Source organism: Mucilaginibacter sp. P4_C11 (assembly GCF_056402115.1).
Map to the genome: position 1 here is coordinate 99,689 of NZ_JBFUIA010000021.1, position 24,133 is coordinate 123,821.

Annotated in this window: 14 protein-coding genes; 9 read left to right on the plus strand and 5 right to left on the minus strand. The window is 43.3% G+C overall.

The genetic code is table 11. From position 1 onward, the window contains the following. The first annotated feature begins 178 nt into the window (after nt 1–178). From eat to eutC, 3 genes are all read left to right on the plus strand, one after another. Entirely contained in the window at nt 179–1,525 is a 1,347-nt protein-coding gene (eat, locus tag AC1DU2_RS19440; RefSeq protein ID WP_477386169.1) for an ethanolamine permease, read from the plus strand. Nucleotides 1,526–1,649: 124 nt separating this feature from the next. Beyond that, on the plus strand, nt 1,650–3,029 hold the full coding sequence (locus tag AC1DU2_RS19445; RefSeq protein WP_477386171.1) for an ethanolamine ammonia-lyase subunit EutB: 1,380 nt from the start codon (nt 1,650–1,652) through the stop codon (nt 3,027–3,029). A gap of 86 nt (nt 3,030–3,115) precedes the next feature. After that, nucleotides 3,116–3,868: an ethanolamine ammonia-lyase subunit EutC gene (eutC, locus tag AC1DU2_RS19450; RefSeq protein WP_477386173.1), complete on the plus strand. Its 753-nt coding sequence runs from the start codon at nt 3,116–3,118 to the stop codon at nt 3,866–3,868. Between the two features lie 74 nt (nt 3,869–3,942). Here the strand turns inward: eutC and AC1DU2_RS19455 are convergent, their stop codons facing one another. The 5 genes from AC1DU2_RS19455 to AC1DU2_RS19475 form a co-directional block, all read right to left on the minus strand. Beyond that, a complete protein-coding gene (locus AC1DU2_RS19455) occupies nt 3,943–4,467 on the minus strand; it encodes a DUF4251 domain-containing protein (RefSeq protein WP_477386175.1) in 525 nt (174 codons plus the stop codon). Between the two features lie 128 nt (nt 4,468–4,595). Next, a complete protein-coding gene (htpG, locus tag AC1DU2_RS19460; RefSeq protein WP_477386177.1) occupies nt 4,596–6,479 on the minus strand; it encodes a molecular chaperone HtpG in 1,884 nt (627 codons plus the stop codon). Between the two features lie 230 nt (nt 6,480–6,709). Further along, nucleotides 6,710–7,231 (minus strand): NADPH-dependent FMN reductase, encoded by a 522-nt coding sequence (locus tag AC1DU2_RS19465; RefSeq protein ID WP_477386179.1) that lies wholly within the window; start codon nt 7,229–7,231, stop codon nt 6,710–6,712. Nucleotides 7,232–7,933: 702 nt separating this feature from the next. After that, nucleotides 7,934–9,283, minus strand: a complete 1,350-nt coding sequence (locus AC1DU2_RS19470) for a sensor histidine kinase (protein ID WP_477367863.1) — start codon at nt 9,281–9,283, stop codon at nt 7,934–7,936. Further along, nucleotides 9,273–10,631, minus strand: coding sequence for a sigma-54-dependent transcriptional regulator (locus tag AC1DU2_RS19475; RefSeq protein WP_477367866.1), 1,359 nt, complete (start codon nt 10,629–10,631; stop codon nt 9,273–9,275). Before AC1DU2_RS19475 ends, AC1DU2_RS19470 begins: the two co-directional genes overlap by 11 nt. A 570-nt stretch (nt 10,632–11,201) precedes the next feature. Here AC1DU2_RS19475 and AC1DU2_RS19480 point away from each other — a divergent pair. From AC1DU2_RS19480 to AC1DU2_RS19505, 6 genes are all read left to right on the plus strand, one after another. Then, nucleotides 11,202–12,455: an efflux RND transporter periplasmic adaptor subunit gene (locus AC1DU2_RS19480; protein ID WP_477386181.1), complete on the plus strand. Its 1,254-nt coding sequence runs from the start codon at nt 11,202–11,204 to the stop codon at nt 12,453–12,455. A gap of 243 nt (nt 12,456–12,698) precedes the next feature. Continuing rightward, entirely contained in the window at nt 12,699–13,376 is a 678-nt protein-coding gene (locus tag AC1DU2_RS19485) for an ABC transporter ATP-binding protein (RefSeq protein WP_090652755.1), read from the plus strand. A 250-nt stretch (nt 13,377–13,626) separates the two neighbouring features. After that, nucleotides 13,627–15,981: an ABC transporter permease gene (locus AC1DU2_RS19490; RefSeq protein WP_477386183.1), complete on the plus strand. Its 2,355-nt coding sequence runs from the start codon at nt 13,627–13,629 to the stop codon at nt 15,979–15,981. Nucleotides 15,982–16,234: 253 nt separating this feature from the next. Continuing rightward, nucleotides 16,235–18,589 carry an ABC transporter permease gene (locus tag AC1DU2_RS19495; protein ID WP_477386185.1) on the plus strand — a complete coding sequence of 785 codons (2,355 nt, stop codon included), beginning with the start codon at nt 16,235–16,237 and terminating at the stop codon, nt 18,587–18,589. Nucleotides 18,590–19,048: 459 nt separating this feature from the next. After that, nucleotides 19,049–21,475, plus strand: coding sequence for an ABC transporter permease (locus AC1DU2_RS19500; RefSeq protein ID WP_477386187.1), 2,427 nt, complete (start codon nt 19,049–19,051; stop codon nt 21,473–21,475). Nucleotides 21,476–21,661: 186 nt separating this feature from the next. Continuing rightward, nucleotides 21,662–24,073, plus strand: coding sequence for an ABC transporter permease (locus tag AC1DU2_RS19505; protein ID WP_477386189.1), 2,412 nt, complete (start codon nt 21,662–21,664; stop codon nt 24,071–24,073). The last annotated feature ends 60 nt before the right edge of the window (nt 24,074–24,133 follow it).

Genomic DNA, 24,133 nt, shown 5'->3' on the forward strand with positions numbered 1-24,133 from the left:
TCCCGCACAACCCCACGCATGCTCTATCGAAATGACAATTTTCTTTACTTAGAGAGATGTGTATACACAGCAGCTTTCAGGGGGAGATTTAGAGGGGGCTGCGTTAACAATTCCATAACATACGTCAATTTTGATATTCGGCCCGCAATAAGTATCTTAAGGCGGCAAATCAAAACGTATGGCAACACCCCCGGCAGAGCAACTAAAGAGAGTTTTAAAACCAGTCCATTTATGGGCGATAGCTGTAGGGTTGGTTATCTCAGGTGAATACTTCGGCTGGAATTTTGGGTGGGATGTTGCCGGTACAATCGGGATGCTTATAGCCACAGTGGTTATAACGGTGATGTATATCACGTTCATTTTCAGTTACACAGAACTTACCACGGCAATTCCGCATGCAGGCGGGGCCTTTGCTTACGGTTACCGGGCGATGGGCCCATTTGGCGGCCTGATAGCTGGTTATGCCACGCTTATTGATTTTCTTTTTGCATCGCCCGCAATAGCTATTTCGTTAGGGAGTTACCTTCACTTTTTATACCCGGAAATCCCGGTTATGCACTCGGCCCTGGTATTTAATGCGGCATTCCTGTTGCTTAATGGTTTCGGTGTAAAAGAATCTGCTGCATTTTCGGTGTTCATTACCATTTTGGCGGTTGCCGAATTGGTTTTGTATTTAGGTATAGTTTCGCCTCATTTTAAAATGAGTAACTACATGAGCAATCCAATGCCTTTTGGCTGGGCAGGTGTGTTTGCTGCCCTTCCGTTCGCCATATGGTTTTACCTTGCTATTGAAGGCGTAGCCATGGTTGCCGAAGAAGTGAAAGACCCCAAAAAAGATATACCCAAAGGTTATATCAGTGCACTGGCTACACTGGTAGCATTGGCATTAGGCGTAATGATTGTTACCGGCGGGATAACCGATTGGCGCAAACTAAGTACTTTAGATTACCCCTTACCCGAAGCAATAGGTATTGTGCTGGGTAAGGCAAGCGGCTTAACCAAAATATTTGCCAGCATCGGCTTATTTGGGCTGATAGCATCGCTTCATGGCACCATTCTGGCATCGTCAAGGCAAGTATTTGCAATGGCCAGGAGCGGTTATCTACCAAAAGGATTAGATAACCTAAACCACCGGTTTAAAACCCCGCATTGGGCGCTGGTTGTGGCCGGTGCTGTTAGCTTTATAGCCATTTATATTGGTACCCATACCAAAAATGGCACCTCACAAATTTTGGTTCTGTCGGTTTTAGGGGCTGTTGTCATGTACATTATGTGTATGGTGAGTTTGTTCATCCTACGGAAAAAGGAGCCGAAGCTTCCACGACCATTTAAGGCACCTGTGTACCCCTGGTTTCCGGGTATAGCGCTGCTTATAACAATAATAAGTTTATTTGCCATTACGTGGTTTAACTTTACGGTGAGCATTATATTTTTTGCAGGCCTGCTCCTGATCAGTGTTATATTTATCCTTATGGGTAAACACAAAGTAGCCCTTACAGACGAAATGATGGCGACGCCTGATTAGGTCATTAAGTCATTGGGGCATTAGGTCATTTTTTATACAATGACTAATGACGCGAAGCAAATGACCCAGTGACCAATGACGCGAAGCAAATGACTAATGACCAATGACGCGAAGCAAATGACCAATGACTAACTACCGCCACACCATACGACATAAAGTTTACAAGTTTCGTGACCTGAAAACTTTGTTGGGCAAGGCATCGCCCTACCGGTCGGGCGATGAGCTGGCCGGCGTTTGCGCCGGTAGTTATGAAGAACGGGTTGCCGCGCAAATAACCCTGGCTGATGTGCCACTCAAAACATTTTTAAATGAGGTTGTTGTCCCTTACGAAGATGATGAAGTAACCCGTTTAATTGTTGATAGTCATGATTTTAAATCATTTAATCAAATAAGCCATTTAACTGTTGGCGAATTACGCGATTGGTTGTTAAGTGATGAAACAGATACCCAAACCCTAACTGATATTGCCGATGGGCTGACGCCCGAAATGGTTGCAGCGGTATCTAAACTAATGCGTAACCAGGATTTGATCGCGATAGCAAAAAAATGCAGGGTAGTTACGCGGTTTCGCAATACAATTGGGTTAAGCGGACATTTTAGCACGCGTTTACAGCCAAACCATCCGACAGACGATCCGAGAGGGGTAGCGGCCAGCATTATTGATGGCCTGCTACATGGCAGCGGCGATGCTACCATCGGGATAAATCCTGCTACTGATAGCCCCGCCGCGGTAAGTAGCTTATTGATGCTTATGGACAATGTTAGGCAACAGTTTAATATCCCCACGCAAACCTGTGTATTAAGCCATATTACCACCACTTTGCAACTGATTAATGAAGGCGCACCAGTGGATCTTTGCTTTCAATCAATAGCAGGTACCGAAAAAGCCAATACAAGTTTCGGTATCAGCCTCAATTTAATTGAAGAGGCTTACCAGGCAACGCTTTCACTTAACCGTGGCACGGTGGGCAATAATGTGATGTACTTTGAAACGGGACAGGGGAGCGCACTATCTGCCAATGCCAACTTTGGCGTCGACCAGCAAACCTGCGAGGTAAGGGCATATGCTGTGGCGCGAAAGTTTAAACCCCTGTTGGTGAACACTGTTGTTGGCTTTATCGGACCTGAATATTTATATGATGGCAAGCAAATAATTCGCGCAGCGTTAGAAGATCATTTTTGCGGTAAACTACTTGGTTTGCCCATGGGCTGCGACGTTTGCTACACCAACCATGCCGAGGCAGACCAGGATGACATGGATAACCTGCTAACTCTGTTGGGTGTGGCTGGTTGTAACTTTGTAATGGGCATTCCGGGTGCCGATGATATCATGCTTAATTACCAATCCACCTCATTTCATGACGCCCTATATTTGCGCAAAGTACTTGGCTTAAAACCAGCGCCCGAATTTGAACAATGGTTGATAAAGCAAGGAATTATCGACGCCAAAGGTAATATGATACCAATCAACTCCGGGCATGGGTTGTTAGGAGCGATGGTTTAGTAAGAGGTAAAAGGATAAAGGTGAAAGGAAAAAAGGGCCGGGTAAAGGATAATCGAAAAACCAGCCTTTTTCTCGTATATAGAAATATGAAAAGAAACATTCCCCACGAAATAGAGCCTTTGAAGGCCTTGCAGGAGTTTACTACTGCCCGCATAGCAATTGGCCGTGTGGGTACAAGTATCCCGCTGAAACAATCGCTTGATTTTAAACTGGCCCATGCCCACGCCCGCGACGCGGTTTATTCGGAATTGGATATCAATCATTTAGCAGAAGTATTTAAACAGTTTAATTTGCCCATTCTGCAGCTGCACAGCCGGGTAACCCACCGCCGGCAATACCTTCAACGCCCGGATTTTGGCCGTAAACTAAATGAAGCTTCGTTAAGCCAATTGGAAGATTATTTTATTCAAACCGACATCGCCATCATTATAGCCGATGGGCTTTCGGCAACGGCCGTAAATGAAAATACATTTGGATTGCTAAAAGAGCTTATTCCACTGTTATTGGCAGCTGGTTTTAAGTTTGCGCCAATAAGCCTTGTTGAACAGGGCAGGGTAGCTATCGGCGACGATATAGGCTATAACCTTAAAGCGCAACTATCTCTGATGCTTATTGGCGAAAGGCCCGGATTAAGCTCGGCAGATAGTGTAGGAGCGTACCTTACTTACGCCCCTAAACCCGGGCTGACAGACGAATCCCGAAATTGCGTTTCCAATATCCGCCCCAAAGGTCTTACCTATAAAAAGGCGGCCAAAAAAATCTTCTACCTCATTAGCGAAGCTTTTAAACGCAAGTTATCGGGTGTAGACTTAAAGGACAATGCAGGGTTATTAAGCTGAAAGCCCAAAGCCGAGGGCTTAAAGCAGAAAGCATCTCCATTAAAAGCTTTTAGCTTTAAGCCTTCAGCTTTGAGCTAATTTTTCGCTGGCCTTTTTTCAATTGTGCCGTTAAAGGAAATAGGATCACGGTTGGTGCTGATAACCTGTAATGAAGCATATCCGTCAGAGCTAATAGTTAAGTACATGGATTGCACATCCCTTGAATCACTGACATTTTTTACCGTTGGTTTGATGGTGATATTCCAGCCATCCTTTTTGCCGGGTTTAGCTATATAAGTAAACTTGGTGGTAGTAAATTTAATTCCTCCTTCAGACGATCCGTATGTCGGCGCAACCGTGGCCACGCCAAAGTAGGGTAGGTAGGCGATGATAGTATCCTTGGTAACTGTAAGGTCATAGCTTGAAGTGAGCGCCCTGCTGTTTAAGCGTGTTGGGTTTACATAGTTGGCGTTAAATACAAAGTTTTGGGCTTCAACAATGGCCTTTATTTCGGCAACGTGGGCCGCTTTTTTTTCTTTACGGGTAGTTTGAGCGTTAACAATAGCTGTGCCCATCAATACCATCGCTATCAATAACGAAAATCTCTTTAATAGTTTCATATCCAAATGATTTAATATTTATGACAAGGATGCAGTTGTAAGGTTTATTCCATATCAAATTTAAATAATATTTAAATAAAAAAGCCACCTGTTTTTGCAGGCGGCTTTTATTATATCGGCAATAATTGTTATATCAAGTTAACACTACGGTTTACAAATTCAGTAAGTTCGGCGCCGGTTAATAACCCCTGCGAAAGCAGGGCCAGGTCAAATGCCTGTTTTGATAACTGGGCTTGTACTGTTTCATCCTCTTCCTGTAAAATGCGGGTTATCAACTTGTGGTTTCCGTTAACAATTACTTTGTAATTATCGGGCATATTACCATAAAAGCCCATGCCACCACCCATCGCTGCCATATCTTTCATGCGGCGCATAAACTCATCCATGGTTACAGTTACCGGTAATTCATTCGGGTTAAGGCTCTCTAATTGAACACTATACGCTGGTTTGTTAATCGCTTTGTTGAAGATGTCTTTGACCTTTGTTGATTGCTCATCGGTTAAAACTGATTCAGGCGCTTCGTCTTTTTTAATCAGCTTATCGGCCACATCAGCATCAACGCGTTTCAACGAAGTTTTCTCCAGTTTTTGCTCCAGCTGGCTAATGAAGTGATTATCAATAGGCGAGTTCATCACCAATACATCGTAACCTTTTTTGTTGGCCGATTGGATAAATGAATCCTGTTTAGCCGGATCGTTGGTGTAAATGTAAACCAGCTGACCGTCTTTATCGGTTTGGATGGCTTCAACTTTTTCCTTGTATTCCGGTAAAGTAAAGTTTTCTTTTTTGGTGTTACTTACTAAAACAAAATCCTTGGCTTTATCATAAAACTTATCTTCGCTCACCATGCCGTATTTTACAAACAGGCCAATGTCGGTCCATTTTTCTTCGTAAGCTTTGCGGTCGGCTTTAAATAGTTCTGACAGTTTATCAGCTACCTTTTTGGTGATGTAGCTGTTTATTTTTTTAACGTTGCTATCGGCCTGTAAAAAGCTGCGAGAAACGTTCAAAGGAATATCAGGCGAATCAATTACACCATGTAATAGCATCAAAAACTCAGGGACAATATCCTTCACTTCATCGGTAATAAATACCTGGCGGCTGAACAACTTGATCTTGTTTTTCGAGATCTCAAAGTCATTTTTCAGCTTAGGGAAGTACAATACACCTGTAAGATTGAAAGGATAATCAACATTCAGGTGGATCCAGAATAGTGGGTCTTCGCTGAAAGGGTAAAGCTGTTTGTAAAAGTCAAGATAATCCTGGTCTTTTAACTCAGATGGTGCTTTTGTCCAGATAGGGTTGGTGTCGTTAATGATATTATCTTCCTGAACGTCAATGTATTTAGGTTTGCCTTCTTCGTCAACACCATCCTCAACAGATTCGGTTTTGGTGCCGAATTTAATAGGCACAGGTAAAAATTTACAGTATTTGTCAAGAATTTCCTGCAATTTATATTTGCTCAAAAACTCTTCCGATTCGCTGTTGATGTACAAGGTAATTTCGGTACCACGCTCGGCCAAAATACCTTCGCCAATTTCAAATTCGGTACTGCCATCGCAAACCCAATAAGCTGGTTCGGCACCTTCCTGGTAGCTAAGTGTTTGTATTTCAACCTTGTCGGCCACCATGAAAGCGGAGTAAAAGCCTAAACCAAAGCGGCCGATAATCTCGTTGGCATCCTTAGCTTCCTTGAATTTTTCCATAAACTCAGTAGCGCCCGAAAATGCGATCTGGTTAATGTATTTTTTTATTTCTTCGGCGGTCATACCCAAGCCATTATCGCTAATGGTGATGGTTTTCTTAACCTCGTCAAATGCAACTTCAACGCGCAGATCGCCAAGTTCGCCGTTATATTGGCCTAAAGAAGCCAGGCGTTTTATTTTTTGGGTAGCATCTACAGCGTTAGATACCAGCTCGCGCAAAAATATCTCATTATCAGAGTAAAGAAATTTCTTAATTATCGGAAAAATGTTTTCGGTGTGGATTGAAATGCTGCCTTTTTCTTGCATAATATTGATATATAAATGGATTAATATTAATTTCTACCTGCAACCATCAATGCATGTTCCAAAGCAGGCGAAGTTGTCAAATTGGCAGACTAATAATTTGAACGGATGTAAACCGGCTTCCAGCAATCCGGGTGCGATGCAACAGGTACCGGCTACAATGCCAATAACGGTATTTAAGGTCATTAACCGGAGCGGCGATAAAGCCGGTAAGACCAAATAAACGACGAATTTTAAATATTACTCAAAAACGTTTTCAAAACCACGTTCAATGAATTCAAAGTATCGTGATCTGTAACATTACCCTCCACATCCATCTTCGACCTGATAAATGATATATTCAGCTTTGCGCCATCGGCAACCTGCGCGTTTAGTGCGCCCAGGATCAATAGCATGGCGGCATGGGCTGCTTCGCCGCCTAAGGATGCGGTGATGAGGGCGACCGGCTTTTCGGAGAATGAACCATTGGATACCGTCCAGTCCAACATGTTTTTTAACTGGCCGGGTACGCCGAATGCATATTCGGGTGTGCAGATGATAACACCATCGACCTGTTTTAACAGTTCCCTTAATTCAAAAACGGGTTCGGGCGGGTAATCATCATCGTTGCCGGGGTCAAATGGGGGGATGAGTGCCAAATCGTTGTAAATACTGTAATCAACATCCGCAGGTACCAGGGCACCTAAGTGTTTCAGGATATTATGATTTGTTGAACCGGCCCTGAGGCTGCCGGGAATGGCCAGGATGTGTTTCATGGTAAATAGTTATTTGTTCGAGCCTAACCAAACTTACGAAGTTTTTAAAACTTCGTAAGTTTCCATCGTAATCAGGTTCAATTCTTTTTATGTTTTCGGAGGGCCGAACAAACAATGAGATAAAATTCAAGCTAAAATGGTTTAGCAAATGACTTCGGGCTTTAAATGGTAATAAATACCTATATTAATCTACAATCCCTGACTGCTAAACCGATAATCGACGACATGTCGGGAAGATGCCTGTGAGGACACAGGCATCGGGAAAAAACGTTTTTTTTCCAGTCATGCTGAGTGGTAAAATTTCGCGAAATTCTGAAGTGAGAATGACATAGTTAAAAGGGCTGTCATGGTGAGCTTGTCGAACCATAGCGGGCAAAGGCCTCTCCGCGCGGCCCTTCGACAGGCTCAGGGGGATGGGCCCGGGCACCTCGAAAAGAAAACATGTCATGGGAGGCCCCGTCGAAGCATAGCAGGCAAAGGCCTCTCCGCGCGGCCCTTCGACAGGCTCAGGGGGATAGGCCTACGCATCTCGAAAATTCAACATGTCGTCGGTAGTAACGAAGCATCTACCAGCGAACTTTTCCGGCGGTTATGCATTAGCGACGAATAGATTCTTCGTACCTCAGGATGACAGCTTTTTTGTTTTTTGATAATCAATCCTGCAATTCAAAAGTTCCCCCTTCAGGGGGTTAGGGGGCTGCCCTACGGTACAAACTGCAATATAAATGATGATCCTTTCCCCTCGGTAGATAATACCTGGATGTTGCCTTTGTGTAGCAGCATGATCTGTTTACATAAACTAAGCCCTATACCGCTGCCGGTTTTTTTGGTGCTGAAGAAGGGGATGAAAATTTTATCCAGCAGCTCGTGCGGCATACCCATGCCGTTATCGGTTATTTTAACCAGGGTTTTACTGTTGTTTTGGGCCTCGGCAGATAAGGTGATTCGCGGCTCATCGCGGTCTTTAACGGCTTCAATGGCATTCACCAGCAGGTTAATCATTACCTGCTCTATCAGGTTTATATCGGCCTCAATGGCCAGGGCGGGGTCGCGCAGGATAATTTCCAGTTCGATGTTCTTTTTAGATAGCGTTGGCTTCATCAGGCTGTTTAGGTTCTCGAACAGGTTGCGCACCAGTATCCTGTCGCGCTCCAGCTTGGTTATCTTGTTCAGGCTGCGGTAACTTTCGGTAAACTTCAGCAAGCCATCGCTACGGCGTTTAATGGTATCTATGCCCAGCTCCAGGTCTTCCAGTTCCGAGGCTTCCATGGTGTCGGTAATTTCGGGGCTTTGTAAACGGTTTTTCAAGGTATCTGCCAATGACGAAATTGGCGCAACCGAGTTCATAATCTCATGCGTCATCACGTTCAGCAATTTCGACCATGCTTTTGATTCCGTTTCGTCCAGCGCTTCGCTCACGTTTTGAAATGCCAGCAGCTTGTACAGCTTGTCGTCGCTGCGCATCATACTTGATGTTATTAAAATTTTTACCATCTGCTGGTTGCGGGTAACGCTGATGATATTGCTTTCGCCGGGTTTTAGTTTAAGTAACTCGTTGTAAAGCTCCGGTTCCCGTTTTTCTAACGACTGGATGGTTTTGAGGTAGGGGATGCTGAGGAGTTTTTTAAAGGCCTCATTTATCCAGCTGATGGTGCCGGTTTCTTCCTCGTACGATAGGATGCCCGTATCTACCAGCTCCAATATCTTTTGCAGGTAATGGTATTGCGTTTCGCGTTCCCGGCTTATTAGTTTAAAAGTGGTGTTGATGTCATTAAATCCCTTACGCAGCGGTTTTAATTCGTTTGGCGCTTTGCGCACATCAAAATGGCGCGAGAAATCGCGGTAGTGAATGGATTCGACAAACTGGTTTACCTCGTCCTGCGCCTTTTTTTGAAAGCGTATCATCTCAATCACCGCGTAAATTACCAGGGGTATAAATATCACCAGGTATAGGGGCTGGCCTTTAACCGTTACATAAGCGGCGGCTGTAAGTGCCAGGAACAATAAAAAAACGCGCAGCAACAGCCGCCATTCGTAACGGTTAAATATCATATTTGCTTAATCTGCGGTACAGGGCAGTACGGGTTAGTCCCAATTCTTTGGCAGCACGGGTAATGTTGCCGTTATGTTTTTCAATTACTTTTAAAATAGCATTCTTCTCAAGTGTGCTCAACTGAATGTTATCGTCATTAATATTATTATCTGTCGATGTTTCCAGTATCGAAAAGATAAGGTCATCGGGTCTCAATGTACTATCATCGGCCATAATAACTGCGCGCTCAATGGTATATTGCAGTTCGCGAACGTTACCCGGGTAGTTGTATGATTTTAATTTTGTTAAAGCCGGCGCGTCAAAATCCATGGCAGGCTTCAGGTATTTGCTGGCATATAGTTTGGCAAAATGTTTGGCCAAAATCACAATGTCCTCGCTGCGGCGGCGCAAGGGCGGCATATTAATCTCTACGGTATTTATCCGGTAAATTAAATCCTTCCTGAAACGGTTTTCATTTGCCAGTTCGCTCATGGGTACGTTGGTAGCGCATATCAGCCTGATATCAATATCCACTGCCTTATTGGTACCTAAGCGGGTAACCTGCCGGTTTTGCAGTATAGTGAGCAATTTGGCCTGCTGCTGTAAACTGATGTTGCCAATCTCGTCTAAAAACAGGGTGCCACCCTGGGCATCTTCAAAACGGCCGGCGCGGTCTTCGCGTGCATCAGTAAAAGCGCCTTTTTTGTGGCCAAACAATTCGCTTTCAAACAAAGTATCGGTAAGCGCACCTACATCTACCTTAACAAAAGGTTTATCGGCACGTAAACTGCGTTCATGAATGGCCTTGGCCATCAAATCTTTACCTGTGCCGTTTTCGCCCAATAGCAAAATATTGGCATCGGTAGGGGCTATTTTATTTACTTTATAAAAAATATCCTGCATCACTTCCGATTCGCCCAATATCGATGTATCCCCCGCCGTATTTTTGGCAGGTGCTTTGGTGGCTTTGGCGCCACCCTCCTTTTTATCCAATAACTCTTTTATGGTGCCTATCAGCTTTTCGTTATGCCATGGTTTTACCACAAAGTCGTCGGCGCCTTCTTTTAAGGAGCGTACGGCCAGGTCAATATCACCATAGGCTGTAATCATTATTACGCAAACATTGGGTTTCCAGTCTTTTACTTTACGCAGCCAGTACAAACCCTCGTTGCCGGTGTTAATGGCGCTGTTAAAGTTCATATCAAGCAAAACCAGGTCAACCTCGTTGCGTTGCAGCAGCCAGTTCAGGTTTTCGGGATTCTTCTCGGTTATCACCTCGCCGGCCTGGGTTTTTAACAACAGCTTTACGGCCGTTAGCACATCCGGGTCGTCGTCAACAATAAGAATAGTAGCTTTTTTTAGTATCATTTTTTGGGTAGTATCAAGTAGTAAGTATCAAGTATCAAGATTTTTGATTCGTGTTGCTTGTTGGTTCTGTTAATGATGCTGTCATAGTAGACGCATGATCTTTGGTTTTCGTTACTCAAGTTTAAATTTATTATAGCAATCTGCAAGGTGGCGATGGGTTTTAAACTCATCGCTACAATGGTGGTTACCTACTGCGGTAAGTTATACTACGAATCATGATCTTTCACAACCATGCACCAACAATAACCCCATTTGCCATAAACCGTCGACGATTAACCATGAATTAATGAAAACTTTCTGCAAATTAATAATTGAATGCATAAGTTTCACTCCCTTAGTATAAATACAATTATTAATATAGTTAGGGGCGATAAAATTAGTAATTTTAGTATTGGTAAATATATAGGTTACGGGGTGTACCCGCGCTATTTTAGTGTATCAATACCGAACACTTGATGTAACAGAAGCGTACGCCTTAAACTGGTAATAAGTATTTAAATTGCTGAAAAACAGTGTTTTAATTTGTGGCATGTGTTTTTGTAACCATTATCCAAAATATCATAAACTACAGTGGACAGAAAAATTGAGAAAAAGACCTGGAACAGCAAACGAATATTAACTATTGCTGGTATTGCAGGCATAATTTTATTAATAGGGGGCAGTATTTATTTTACATCGGGCAAAAGCAAATTAGATGTTGATACCGAACGCATAACTATCAGTACAATAACTAAAGGCCCGTTCCAGGAGTTTATACCTGTTAACGGTACCGTGATGCCATTGACCACCATTTTTCTTGACGCAACAGAAGGCGGCGAGGTTGAAGAGCGCTATGTTGATGATGGTGCCATGCTGAAAAAGGGAGATCCGATACTGAAACTAAGCAACGTTGACGAAGAGCTTAACCTGGCTACACAGGAGTCGGCAGTATTTGCAGAGCAAACTCAGATGCAAATTTCACATAACAATGCCAGCCAGGCTACCATTAATAAATTAAACACCATGGCCGATGTAGATAATGCCTACAAGGAAGCCAAAAGGATTTATGATCTTAATAAAAAGCTTTATGAACAAAAAGCTTTGGGTTTGCAGGATTACCAATCGGCAAAAAATAATTATGAATACCAGGTAAACCGCAGGAAACTGGCTATCCAGATATTGAAACAGGATACCACCCTGGTAAAACAGCAGGACCAGCAATCGCAGGAGCATTATGCCCAAATGAAAACAGCATTGGCCCTAATGCGTAAAAAAGTAGCCAGCCTTACCCTAACGGCGCCTATTGACGGCCAGTTAACTAACCTTGATGCCGAAGTTGGCCAAAGCAAAACCAAAGGCGTACGTTTAGGCCAGATTGACGTACAATCGGGCTTTAAAGTACGGGTTGATATTGATGAGCATTACTTATCACGGGTGTTTCCGGGTTTAAAAGGCGATTTTCAGTTTGCCGAAAAAACATATAACATGGTAATTAAAAAGGTTTTTACAACGGTAACTGCCGGCAGGTTCCAGGTTGATATGCAATTTGTAGGCTATGTGCCTAAAGGGATTCGTAAAGGGCAAACGCTACAGGTTAGATTGGCGCTTAGCGATGAAACCACAGCAGTACTGGTGCCTAAAGGCGGCTTTTTCCAGCAAACCGGTGGCAACTGGATATTTAAAGTAGCCGAAGACGGTAAGCGTGCTTACAAAGTAAACATTCAGCTTGGCCGCCAAAGCCCTGACTATTTTGTGGTAACCGATGGCTTGAATCCCGGCGATAAAGTAATTACATCCAGCTATGAAACATATGGTGATATACAGGAACTGGTGCTGAAAAAATAGGCCCTACCCGGCCTCCCCTGATGGGGAGGAGGTAAAAGAAGGGTTTAAAATGAAACTGATAAAAAGTTTCCCCTTAACGGGGTGGAGATTTATAGGGCCGGCACTTAGATAAAATGATTTGCGGCTGCAACGAAACGCTGATGCTAAACGTCATATAAACAGATAATTAATTTAATAAATAATAATATAAACCAAATCAAACAAACATCGTCTGCCGAAAGGCAGATTATTCAGGAGGGGCAAATGATAAAAATTACTAATCTCGAAAAATTTTACCGCACAGAAGAGGTAGAGACGATAGCCTTAAACAAGCTATCAATTGAAATTGCTACGGGCGAGTTTGTGGCCATAATGGGCCCGTCTGGTTGTGGTAAATCAACATTGTTAAATATCCTGGGCATGTTGGACGACCCGGATGAAGGCAGCTACGTTTTTAACGATATTGAAGTAGCACATTTTACCGAGCGTAAACGCGCCGATTTGCGCAAGCACAACATCGGCTTTGTTTTCCAGAGCTTTAACCTTATTGACGAGTTAACCGTATTTGAAAACGTTGAATTACCGTTGATTTACACCGGGGTACCATCGGCCGAGCGTGTTAAAAGGGTAGAAGAGGTGCTGGATAAAATGCAGATTATGCACCGCCGTAACCACTATCCGCAGCAGTTATCGGGCGGTCAGCAACAACGTGTGGCCATTGCCCGTGCAGTTGTAAACAAGCCAAAACTAATCCTGGCGGATGAGCCTACCGGTAACCTGGATAGTACCAATGGTAACGATGTAATGGAACTGTTAACCGACCTGAACGAGCAGGGTACAACCATCATCATGGTTACGCACTCTGAGCATGACGCCCGTTACAGCCACCGCATTATCAGGTTACTTGACGGCCAGGCCGTTGTAGAAAACATTATGGTATAAAACCAAAAGTGTCGTCTGCCCCAATAAAAAGATAGTTTATATAAGTTAATGTTGTTAAAAGCTAATACCCCTCCGCGATGGAGGGGTAAGCTTGTTTTTGCCCTCTTTTAAGGCGGTCATTAGTCACTGGTCATTAGTCATTGGACTTGTTTGATGGACTATTCCGGATGTTGATGGCCATAGCGTACCAATAAACCCCGCTTGCAAATCACGAATGACAGCGCAGCGGAATGACTAATGACCAATTAACATGATAAAGAATTATTTAAAGATTGCGTGGAGAAACCTGATCAGGAATAAGGGGTTCTCATTAACCAATATTCTGGGATTGACTATTGGCATGACCTGTTCCATCTTCATTTTTTTATGGGTGAAGGATGAGGTCTCGTTCGATAAGTTCCACACCAGCCATGACAATATTTATAAGTTAATGGCCAACCGGGATTTTAAGAACAGCATATTTACCGACGAGAATATGGCTTTCCCACTGGCCAAAGCCCTGGAAACCGGCAACCCGCAAATAAAATATGCGGTAATGACATCGCACCAGGAAACACACATGGCGCAGTATGGTAATATAAAACTAAATAAAACAGGTTACCAGGTAAGCGATCAGTTTTTTAAAATGTTTTCGTGGAAGTTTATCACGGGTGATGCTAAAACGCCTATTAATGATCCGCGGTCAATCGTCATTACCCAATCGGCCGCCAAGGCATTTTTTGGAAACGACGACCCCATCAATAAAGTAATTAAAATTGATAACCAGCTTAACTTTAAAGTAAGCGCCGTAATTGCCGATCCTCCGGGCAATTCTACCTTTCAGTTTGATTTTATAGCTCCTTTTGAGTATTCATCTGCCGATAGTAAAGCCCGCATGCATGAGTGGACAAATTCATCTAATTTTGTTTTTATACAAGCTGTACCCGGCACCAATCCGCAAGCCTTAGATAAGTATGTTAATGATGTTAAGCACAAAAACGATACGCACGATGCTATAAGCACCTATTACACCTTCGCCATGAACAGGTGGCATCTGTATAGCGAATTTAAGGATGGTAAAAACATAGGCGGCATGATTGAGTATGTAAAAATGTTTACCGTAATAGCAATCATTATCCTCCTGATAGCCTGTGTAAACTTCATGAACCTATCAACCGCACGGTCTGAGAAACGCGCCAAAGAGGTAGGTATCCGCAAAACATTGGGATCGGATAAAAAACAATTAATTATCCAGTTCTTTTTTGAATCAATTATTCTTACCTGCATCGCCTTTGTATTTGCCATCGTAAGCGTATACCTGCTGATGCCGTTGTTTAATACGTTGGTGAGCAAAAACCTTCACCTCGCAATTTTCGACAGGTTCTTTTTAACAGGTATGGTAACTATTATCCTGTTTACCGGTGTTGTAGCGGGCAGTTACCCTGCGTTATACCTGTCGTCATTTAACCCGGTTAAGGTATTGAAAGGCACTTTTGCGGCCGGTAAAAGCGCAGTATTACCAAGGCGCATCCTGGTAATAGGGCAGTTTGTAATGTCGATATTGCTCATTTCGGCTACTATCATTGTGTACCAGCAAATTCAGCATATTAAAAGCCGCGGCATAGGATATAACCCCAATAACCTGGTAATGATACCATCATCGCAGGCGGTTGATAAAAACTATGTGGCCATTAAGCAGGAATTATTTAACACCAACCTGATTAGCGCCGTTACCCGTACATCTGCGCCTATAACTGAGGTTTGGTGGAAATCCGGATCGCCGGATTATGATGGCAAGCCTGCTGGCGCCATCATTTTTTCGGGCTTAAGTACCGATGTTGATTTTACCAAAACCATGGGAACCAAAGTGCTGTTGGGGCGCGATTTTAACGCCACGCCCGGCGATTCGGCCGTGATGCTGTTAAATAAGGCCGCTGTTGATGCCATGAACCTTAAAAATCCTATCGGTATGGTAATGCGTTACGGTCCGCGTAAATATACTGTGGCCGGCGTTATTGAAAACATAGTAATGGAATCGCCTTATAAGCCTGTTGAGCCGTTGATGGTTTACTATAGCCCCAACGGATCAAACAGGGTAACTGTGCGGTTAAAAGATGGCGTAAAGCCACAGGCTGGCATACAAGCATTGCAAACCATTTTTAAAAAATATAACCCCGAAAATATTTTCGAATACCAGTTTGTTGACCAGGAATTTGGCAAAAAATTCATCACCGAAGAACTGATCAGCCGCATCACCAATATATTTGCCGGCCTGGCAATTTTTATCTGCTGTATTGGCTTAGCCGGCCTGGCGTCGTTCACCATCGAAAAACGTTTCCGCGAAATTGGTGTACGCAAGGTGTTAGGCGCATCGGTACAACAACTGCTGATGCTTATCTCGACCGAGTTTTTAAAGCTTGTACTGGTTGCCTTCGTAATTGCAGTGCCGCTATCGTGGTGGCTCATGAGCGACTGGCTTCAAAAATACACCTATCATATCAACATCAGCATCTGGTTGTTTGCCGCCGTTGGTATAATTATACTGGCGCTTACCCTGGTGGTAGTAAGCCTGAACACCCTTAAAGCAGCCCTGGCAAACCCGGTGAAAAGCCTCAGGAGCGAGTAGGAGTGGTTCATTGGTTCACTGGTTCATTAGTTCATTGGTGGAAGGCGGCGAGTTTGCACTGATAATTGGGTTGGTTCACTGGTTCATTGGTGGAAGGCGGCGAGTTTGCACTGATAAAAGCTGCATACCAGCTGGTAAATGCCGCGCCGTTTAAAGGCATTAAAAATTTAATAAGCCAATAACTTTATACTTTTTGATGCAACGTTGTTAGTAATAGTATCGTCTTTATGATATTCAAACTTATCTCGGTTGTATGTTTAAAAATTTTATAAAAATAGCCTGGCGCAATTTGCTGCGTAACAAATCATTTTCATTAATCAATATATCGGGCCTGGCTATAGGTATGGCCAGCGCGGCGCTTATCCTGTTCTGGATCCAGAATGAGCTGAGCTACGACCAGTTTCATCAAAACCGCGACAGGTTGTACCAGGCCTATAACCGTGCTGTATTTGATGGCAAACTGTGGTGCTGGGGAACCACACCCAAGATCATGTCGAAAACTTTGAAGCAGGATTATTCTGCTGTTGAACAAAGCTGCCGCACAACATCGGCCAATTTCTTGTTCACCCTTGGCGATAAGCACCTGAACCTTAATGGTGATTTTACCGATCCTGATTTTTTGACCATGTTCAGTTTTCCGCTGGTTGAAGGCAATCCTAAAACGGCGCTTAATACCATCAACTCCATTGTTATTACACAAAAGCTGGCAAAAAAGCTATTTGGCGAACAAGACGCCATGGGGAAAGTGGTACGTATTGATAGCGTTGATCATTTTACGGTGACAGGGGTAATGAAAGATTTGCCCAACAACACTCGTTTTGATTTTGAATACCTGATGCCCTGGAGCTACCTTAAAAAAACAGGGGGCGATGATGAGTACTGGGGCAATAATTCGGTACAAACCTGGGTGCTTACTAAACCCAATGTAACCGAATCACAGCTTAATAAGCAAGTGCTCAATATTACCAAATCGCACTCCGATCAAAAAGACCAGGAAGTGTTTATGCACCCTGCCGCCAAATGGCATTTATATTCCAAATTTGAAAACGGTAAAATAACCGGCGGTAAAATTGAATCGGTAAGATTGTTTGCTGTTATAGCCGCGTTCATTTTATTAATAGCCTGTATTAATTTCATGAACCTGAGCACAGCCCGGAGCGAAAAACGTGCCCGCGAAGTTGGCATCATGAAAGCAATAGGTGCAAAAAAAGGCTCGATTATAACACAGTTTTTAGGCGAAAGTATCCTGATAGCTTTTATTGCGGGCGTAATAGCCATCGTTATTGTGCAAATAAGCATGTCGGGCTTTAACCAGTTAACAGATAAGCAATTGTTTGTGCCCTACGCAAGTGTTTATTTCTGGCTGGCCGGGTTAGGGTTTGTTTTGTTTACCGGCGTAATAGCGGGTAGTTACCCGGCTTTCTTCCTGTCGTCATTTAAGCCGGTTAGCGTGTTAAAAGGGACGTTTAAAAATGTAGACGCAGTAATCAGTCCCCGCAAAATATTGGTGGTGGTTCAGTTTATATTCGCTATTTTTCTTATCATTTGTACCATTCTTATCCGCGATCAGATGCAGTACGCTCAAAACAGGGACCTTGGCTACAAAAAGGACAACCTGGTGTACACCATGATGTCGGGCAGTATTGATAAAAATTTTAAAATGATCCGCAATGAGCTGGTAAGCAGCGGGGCGGCTGTATCAGTTACCAAGACCAATTCGCCGGTTACCCAACGCTGGAGCGACAGTTGGGGTTTTGACTGGAAGGGAAAAGATCAAAGCCAGAAAATAGATTTTATTATGTACAACACCGATGGCGACTTTGTAAAAACAATGGGGTTAAAAATAGCCGCCGGCAGGGATATCGATGTAAACACTTACCCAACAGACTCAACAGCCATATTACTCAACGAAGCTGCTGTAAAAGTTGTTGGTTTTAAAGACCCGATAGGGCAGGCGATCAAGCGCGACAACCACGATTTGGTTATAGTAGGTGTGATTAAGGATTTTATTATCGAATCGCCATATCAGCCTGTAAAAGCAATGATTATCCAGGGGCCAAAATCATGGTTCAACGTGGTACACTACAAGCTTAACCCCAATAACACCACAGCCCAAAACCTGAAACTTGCCGAAGGCGTTTTTAAGAAATATAATCCTGAATACCCCTTCGAGTATCATTTTGTGGATGACGAGTATGCTAAAAAATTCAGCGACGAGCAAAAAGTTGGCACCCTGGCCAGTTTGTTTGCTGGCTTAACCATCTTTATATCATGCCTCGGTTTATTTGGCTTGTCGGCCTATATGGCCCAAAACAGGCAAAAAGAGATCAGTGTACGCAAGGTGCTTGGCGCATCGGTATCAAACCTTACGGGCATGCTATCCAAAGAGTTTTTACTGCTGGTATTCATCGCCTTTGCCATTGCATCGCCAATTGCCTGGTGGGGCATGCACAAATGGCTGGAGGGCTATACCTACCGCATAACAATACGGGTATGGGTATTTATATTGGCAGGCGCTGGCACTGCCATAGTAGCGCTGCTAACCGTAAGCTTCCAATCGATCAAAGCCGCACTGGCCAATCCTATTAATAGTTTGCGGAACGAGTAGTGATTGAGGTTAAAAGCGAAAGTTAGGTTAAAGGATAAAGGCGAAAAGTAAAAGGTAGCTGCGTTAGCAGCATGTCCCAACCAGTGAATCAACCGGCGAAGCCCGGTTGTTTCACCTTTCACCTTTCACCTTTCACCTTTCACCTTTCACCTTTCACCTTTCACCTTTCACCTTTCACCTTTCACCTTTCACCTTTCACCTTTTACCTTTCACCTTTCACCTTTCGCCTTTCACCTTTCGCCTTTCACCTTTCGCCTTTCGCCTTTCACCTTTCACCTTTCACCTTTCACCTTTCGCCTTTCACCTTTCACCTTTCACCTTTCGCCGTGTATCATAATCGTACACCTACTGTTACGCCTGCGTACAGTTGTAAATTGAATTTTAAATTAACTATTTGATTTTCAGGTATTTTAATAATTGGTATATATTTTAAACTGCATTGCTGGTAATTACATCACAATGCTTAAAAATTATATTAAAACCGCCTGGCGTAGTTTAAAGCGCAATAAAATATTTTCGTTTGTAAATGTGTTTGGTCTATCGGTTGGCCTGGCCTGCTGTATGCTTATAACGGCGTACGTATATAGTGAATTAAGTTACGACAGATACCCGCGGGATGCCGGGCAGATTTATCGCGTTGGTATTAAAACTATCGAAAACGCAGGAACAAGCGAGTACCCCAACGTAGATGTTGCCGTGGCCAAAGGCATTAAAGATCAATATCCGCAGGTTAGTGATGTAACCAGGCTTACCGGCCGCAGGCCATCGTTTATTGAATACAATGGCAAAAAGTTTAAAGAAGAACACCTGTTTATGGTAGACGCTAACTTTTTGCAGCTGTTTTCTATCCCCTTAATTGACGGCGAAACCAAAACCTGCCTGAAAGACCCCAACAGTACCGTAATAACCGCGGCATTTGCAAAAAAATATTTTGGCAGCGGGGCAGCTGTAGGTCAGTCTTTACTGGTAGATGGGGAGCCTTATAAGGTTACCGGGGTTATTGAAAAAGTACCCGACAATTCCCACTTTCATGGCGACGCGTTTTTTAGCATGAATAATTATGTAAGAACGGCGCAGCAAACCTGGAGCAACATTGGTTATTTTACCTACATAAAACTAAACAAGAACGCTGACCCGAAAAAACTGGAGTCGGCATTTCCGAATGACCTGGTCAAAAAGTTTGTAGTGCCCGAAATTGCCCATGACATGAATGTAAGCGTGGCCGAGGCAAGCAAATCTGTAAATACCTTCCTGTTTTATTTGCAGCCCTTAACTGATATTCACCTGCACTCGGCAACCAAATACGAGCTGGAAGCTAATGGCGATATCCATTACGTTTACATATTTGGTGTGTTGGCTATATTTATTTTGATGCTGGCCTGCATTAACTTTACCAATTTATCAACCGCCAGTTCGGCAAAACGGAGCAAAGAAGTTGGCATCCGTAAGGTATTAGGTTCAGAAAAAAGTGGACTTATTTCACAGTTCCTTACCGAATCGGTATTGCTTACACTGGGGGCCATGGTGTTGGCCATCGCGTTCGTGTATTTGCTGCTGCCGGTTTTTAATGACCTGTCGCGCAAGCATATCAATATTAGTTTCTTTGTGAGTTTCCAGGCCATAGTTACCGAGGTGTTACTTGTTTTTGTAGTTGGGGTTATAGCCGGTATTTATCCTGCATTTGTGCTATCGGGCTTCCAGATCATTGCCGTGTTAAAGGGCGGCTCGGGGACTACCAAACAGGCCAGCAAAAACTATTTACGCAGCGGGCTTATCGTTTTCCAGTTTGCAGTATCTACCGCGCTTATCATAGCCACATTTGTAGTTTACCAGCAATTGCACTACATGCAAAACAAAAAACTGGGCTATGATAAAGACCAGGTGCTGGTAATAAATGAAACTTACTCGTTACGCAACAACATTGACGCGTTTAAGCAGGAGTTACTGCGTAATCCGCAGGTTATAAATGCCACCGTATCCAGCAGTGTTCCCGGGTCGGGGGGCGGTATTGATGGCACGCAGATAGATGCCAAGGAATTTAATGACAAAGGCGGCCATGCCGAAATTCATACAGATATATTTCATGTGGATGAACACTATATACCCACTTTAGGTATACAGATAGTAAAAGGCCGTAATTTTTATCCGTCGTACCCCGGCGATTCAATGGCCGTAGTTGTTAACGAGGCCCTGGTGCGTGATCTGGGATGGGGTAAAAGCGACCCGATAGGTAAAACCATTGTTCGCTCGGCAAGGGCTCAGTATACTGTTGTGGGAGTAGTTAAAGATTTTCATTATGTATCCACAAAGCAAAAGATTGCGCCACTGATGTTGTTGCCCGGCCACAGCATCAGTTCAATTATGGTTAAGGTAAAGACAAAAGATATTAAAAACCTTATTACCGATATGCGCACGCAGTGGGACAGCTTTAAAACTGATTTACCTTTCAGCTATTCCTTCCTCGACGAAAAATTTGCATCGCTTTACGCATCCGAACAACAAACCGGCAAGATATTTACAGTGTTTGCCGTTGTTGCCCTGATAATAGCCAGCCTGGGCTTGTTTGGCCTGGCAGCATTCATGATCAGGCTAAGGGTTAAAGAAATAGGCATCCGTAAGGTTTTGGGGGCATCAACAGGCAGTATTACCACATTGTTATCAAAAGAGTTTTTAAAACTTATTGTAATAGCGTCGCTCGTATCATTCCCCATAACCTGGTACGCCATGAGCAAATGGCTGCAGGAGTTTGCCTATCGCATAAGCATCCAATGGTGGGTGTTTTTATTAGCAGGCTGTATTGCATTACTGGTGGCCGCAATAACCATCAGCTTTCAATCGGTAAAAGCGGCACTGGCCAACCCGGTGAAAAGTTTGAGGAACGAGTAGGTGAGTTGTGAGTTGTGAGTTGTGAGTTGTGAGTTGTGAGTTGTGAGTTGTGAGTTGTGAGTTGTGAGTTGTGAGAAATTGCCTGTCAATTTAGGAATTATAGGTTAAGGTTGTGATTTAGAGTTTTAGAATTAGGATTTAGAGTTAGGATTTAGGTTTTAGAGTTTAGAATTTACCTACACAGTTATGATAAAGAATTATTTACGCAGTGCTTTACGGAACATTACCAGGCACAAATTTATATCGTTCATCAATATTTTTGGATTAACCGTTGGATTAAGCTGCTGTTTGTTGATTGTGGTTTATGTGATTAACGAGACGAGTTATGATAAGTTTAACGCCAATGCCGATGATATTTATCGTGTTACCCGCAGCTTTAATACGCCCGACGGGGTAGAAACGCTTCATTTGGGTGCAGTTGCGCCGCCGTTTGGGCCCTTGCTCAAAAATGAGTTTTCGGATATCAAAAAAGTTACCCGTATATACCCGGCAGGCGGCAGCTTAGTGATAAGGTATAAAGACAAATTGCTTACTGAGACCGAAGGCTACTTCGCCGATGAGAATTTGTTCGATTTTTTTAATATTAAAACAACCCAGGGAGATCCAAAGTCGGCATTGTCAGATCCATTTACGATGATGATGACCGAAGAAATGGCGCATAAATATTTTGGCAACGAAGACCCGATAAATAAGGTGGTGCGGCTGGGCAACCAGTTTAATTTTAAGGTGACCGGAATTTTTGAACCGTTGCCGGCTAATTCGCAGTTTCATGCTAAAATGCTATTTTCATTTAATACCCTGAACGACACAGCGGTTTACGGACGAAAGAGTTTACAAACCAACTGGGGCAATAATTCCTTTTTCACCTACCTGTTGTTCCCCAAAGGATATAACGCAGATAAAGTGGCCGCGCAGTTCCCTGCTTTTTTGGATAAGTACGTTGGTACACGCGAGTCAAAAAACAGTAAACTATCGTTTCAAAAATTCCTGAGTATCCACCTGCATTCTCATCTTGATGATGAGCTTGATCAAAACGGCGATATCAAAAGGGTTTGGATATTTTCGGCCATTGCACTGTTTATCCTGCTTATCGCCTGCATCAATTACATGAATTTGTCAACGGCCCGTTCGGCCTTAAGGGCAAGGGAAATAGGTATCCGTAAGGTTATTGGCGCGCAGCAAAAGGAAATTATTATCCAGTTTTTAAGCGAATCGGTATTGATCACCGCATTTTCGCTGATACTGGCACTTGGTATTACCTATTCGGTAATTCCGCTGGTGAATACTTTTTCGGGATTATCGTTATCCTTTAACCTGTTGTTTCAACCGCAGGTAGTTACAGCCATTGTTGCAATGCCTTTTGTCATTGGTATTATCAGCGGCATTTATCCGGCTATCTTTATGTCGTCATTTAAACCTGTAAAAGTGTTAAAGGGCCTGGTTAAAGTAGGGTCGGGCAGTATTTCGTTCAGGAAGGTATTGGTGGTTATCCAGTTCTCCATATCTATCATTTTAATTGTTGCCACTACTATTGTTTTTCAGCAATTGAGGTACATGCAGCAAAAGGCGCTGGGTTTTAATAAAGATCATATACTAACCGCAGCCAATCCTTTTAACCCCGGGCAGTTTGAGGTTTTTAAAAATGAGGTTACCAAAGAAGGTATTGTGAAAGATGTATCCCGTTCGTCGCGGATCCCATCGGGCAGATTATTGGACGACCAGGGGATTTCGGTGATGCAGAACGGATCGTCAAAAATGGTGAACGCAGATGTAAAATACATCAATACCGATTACGGTTTTATACCAACTTACGGAATGAAAATGGCTGCAGGCCGTAATTTTTCGAAAGATTTTGGAACCGACACTAACAACTATGTAATCAATGTTTCGGCCGCAAAAGTGTTGGGCTGGCAAACTCCCGAGAGCGCCGTTGGCAAAGAAATTAACTATGGTGGCGTAAAAGGGAAGATAATAGGTGTAGTGAATGATTTCCATTTCGAATCACTGCATCAAAATATCATCCCGTTACTGATGCGCATGCCGTCATTCGCCAACAACAGTTATCGCCGGTTATCTGTTAAAATTGATGGTGATCACGTTCAGGAGGCCATTAATACCCTGGAGCAGGCCTGGAAAAAATATCAGCCCGAAACCCCGTTTGAATATGTTTTCCTGGATGATAAATTTCAAAAGCTGTACAACAGCGAGCAGCAGCAAGGCAGCTTGTTTACCATATTCTCGTTCATTGCCATATTTATAGCTTGTTTGGGCTTGTTTGGTTTGTCGGCATTTACCATTACACAGCGGGTTAAGGAGATAGGCGTACGTAAAGTATTGGGCGCCAGTATCTCACAAATAGTAACCGAACTATCTAAAGACTTTTTAAAACTGGTGCTTATTGCATCGGTAATTGCATTGCCTATAGCATGGTACTCTATGAGTAAATGGCTGCTTGATTTTGCCTTCCGCATTAGCATCCAATGGTGGGTGTTTGTAATGGCAGGCGTAATTGCGGTTGTCATCGCTTTTTTAACCATCAGCTTTCAATCCATCAAAGCGGCATCGGCAAACCCGGTTAAAAGCTTGAGATCGGAGTAGTCATTGGGTCATTTGCTTCGCGTCATTAAGTCATTGAATTTTCAATAATGACTTAATGAC

Coding starts and splice junctions, on each gene's coding strand:
- eat (WP_477386169.1), top strand. CDS start 179: ATGGCAACACCCCCGGCAGAGCAACTAAAGAGAGTTTTAAAACCAGTC.
- AC1DU2_RS19445 (WP_477386171.1), top strand. CDS start 1,650: ATGACTAACTACCGCCACACCATACGACATAAAGTTTACAAGTTTCGT.
- eutC (WP_477386173.1), top strand. CDS start 3,116: ATGAAAAGAAACATTCCCCACGAAATAGAGCCTTTGAAGGCCTTGCAG.
- AC1DU2_RS19455 (WP_477386175.1), bottom strand. CDS start 4,467: ATGAAACTATTAAAGAGATTTTCGTTATTGATAGCGATGGTATTGATG.
- htpG (WP_477386177.1), bottom strand. CDS start 6,479: ATGCAAGAAAAAGGCAGCATTTCAATCCACACCGAAAACATTTTTCCG.
- AC1DU2_RS19465 (WP_477386179.1), bottom strand. CDS start 7,231: ATGAAACACATCCTGGCCATTCCCGGCAGCCTCAGGGCCGGTTCAACA.
- AC1DU2_RS19470 (WP_477367863.1), bottom strand. CDS start 9,283: ATGATATTTAACCGTTACGAATGGCGGCTGTTGCTGCGCGTTTTTTTA.
- AC1DU2_RS19475 (WP_477367866.1), bottom strand. CDS start 10,631: ATGATACTAAAAAAAGCTACTATTCTTATTGTTGACGACGACCCGGAT.
- AC1DU2_RS19485 (WP_090652755.1), top strand. CDS start 12,699: ATGATAAAAATTACTAATCTCGAAAAATTTTACCGCACAGAAGAGGTA.
- AC1DU2_RS19490 (WP_477386183.1), top strand. CDS start 13,627: ATGATAAAGAATTATTTAAAGATTGCGTGGAGAAACCTGATCAGGAAT.
- AC1DU2_RS19495 (WP_477386185.1), top strand. CDS start 16,235: ATGTTTAAAAATTTTATAAAAATAGCCTGGCGCAATTTGCTGCGTAAC.
- AC1DU2_RS19500 (WP_477386187.1), top strand. CDS start 19,049: ATGCTTAAAAATTATATTAAAACCGCCTGGCGTAGTTTAAAGCGCAAT.
- AC1DU2_RS19505 (WP_477386189.1), top strand. CDS start 21,662: ATGATAAAGAATTATTTACGCAGTGCTTTACGGAACATTACCAGGCAC.